Raw genomic sequence first — 1,454 nt, forward strand, 5'->3', positions numbered from 1 at the left:
TAATATTATTTAAATATTTACATTGCCTGATGACAATAGGATCCACTTTATAGGGGACACGCTGTTTAACTGTAAGTTTTAAGCGTCTCATCAACGACCGGGTTTTGTATCGCCCTATTTGAAAGCCTTCAGTACGTAGTGCATTCATTAATTGTCGACTCCCTAAGCTCTCACGGCTTTCAATAAATAAGGCTTTAGCTCTACGATGCAAGTGCAGTTCTTCTCCTGTAATAAGCTTTGCAGGGCGTTTAAGCCAAGCATAATAAGCAGAGGGACTCACTTGCATGATACGACACAACTGGTTCACGAACTTGCCTTCTGATTGCTGTTGAAGAAAGTGATATTTCACTTCATTTCTTTCGCAAAGAAGGCACTGGCCTTTTTTAATATATCTTTCTCCATACGCAATAACTTGTTTTCTTTACGTAAGCGCTTCAGCTCTTCGCGCTCATCTTCAGCTAATGATTTTCCCTGTTGCTGACCTTCAATTTGCTGTTTCCATCGATACAGAAGATTAGTACGAATACCCAATGACTTTGCCGCTTCGGGTACCGAATAGCCTTGATTATTAATCAGACTAACAGCTTCTTCTTTAAATTCTTTCGGATAAGTTCTATAACTGCGTTTTTGTTCCATTTCTGACACCTCTATAAGTATTAGTTATTATCTCTTATTTAAGTGTCCGGTTTCATTAGATCAGAACACTTCTGGCATTCGTGAAATAGAATACACTGATGCAATACCCGCGTTACGTGCAATATTATTTAATCGAATGATAGGAATATTCTTGAAATTTAAGGATTGAATACCAAAGTCTTTGAATTCAATATAACGGGAAACTGCATTATTAAAAGAAGTCCCACTAATGGTGACTGGACATCGACGTAAAAAATCAAATTTTGAAGTACTCATTCCTTCTGGGATGGTTAAAAGTTCCTTTAGTTTGGTTTTTTTCTCCTCATTTGGTAAAGCCGCTAGTCGGATAAAAAGGCGGCTATTAGCTCGCTTACGAATCTCTGAAATCAAGCGTGATAGTGTTGAAACACCAGGCAGCAACACTTTATGTTGAATCAACCAAGCAGTAGAAAAGTCAAACATGACACTGGGTCGTTCGTTGCTTATCCAGGAGCGCGTATAAAGTAGCCGACTTAACTACATTCTTCCAATAGCTCCAAGGGTTCTGTCGCAAAAAAACAAATGTTTGTGTAAAAATCGACTGTAACCTGTTTTTATGCGACCAATGGATAAAACATCATGCAGGAGAAAAACCTTCTCAGCCCATCATTAAAATTAATGATAATTAACTACCACGCTTATAAAACGTGGTTTAAATTCGACCTAGAAGGCCGTTCTCAGCAAAACCCCTGCCGGGGCCTTGCTGAAATAAGATTCAAGTTGTTCCCAATATTTTAGTGGTTATTTATTTTCTTGGAATTTTACATACTTTCTTATCA

General features: G+C 38.0%; 2 protein-coding genes and 1 pseudogene. All 3 read right to left on the reverse strand.

Going from position 1 to position 1,454, the window contains the following annotated elements; all coding sequences use genetic code 11:
• Nucleotides 1-307: IS3 family transposase (locus CDZ78_RS20370; protein ID WP_140414268.1), on the reverse strand; the 307-nt coding region annotated here is incomplete at its 3' end.
• Nucleotides 308-345: 38 nt separating this feature from the next.
• On the reverse strand, nt 346-636 hold the full coding sequence (locus CDZ78_RS20375; protein ID WP_087871575.1) for a transposase: 291 nt from the start codon (nt 634-636) through the stop codon (nt 346-348).
• 60 nt (nt 637-696) lie between these two features.
• Nucleotides 697-1,137: pseudogene (locus CDZ78_RS20380) on the reverse strand (DUF4158 domain-containing protein); the annotation flags it as partial.
• Nucleotides 1,138-1,454 lie beyond the last annotated feature (317 nt).

It is taken from the genome of Bathymodiolus platifrons methanotrophic gill symbiont (genome assembly GCF_002189065.1).
Classification (GTDB): domain Bacteria; phylum Pseudomonadota; class Gammaproteobacteria; order Methylococcales; family Methylomonadaceae; genus Methyloprofundus.

Coding starts and splice junctions, on each gene's coding strand:
- CDZ78_RS20375 (WP_087871575.1), bottom strand. CDS start 636: ATGGAACAAAAACGCAGTTATAGAACTTATCCGAAAGAATTTAAAGAA.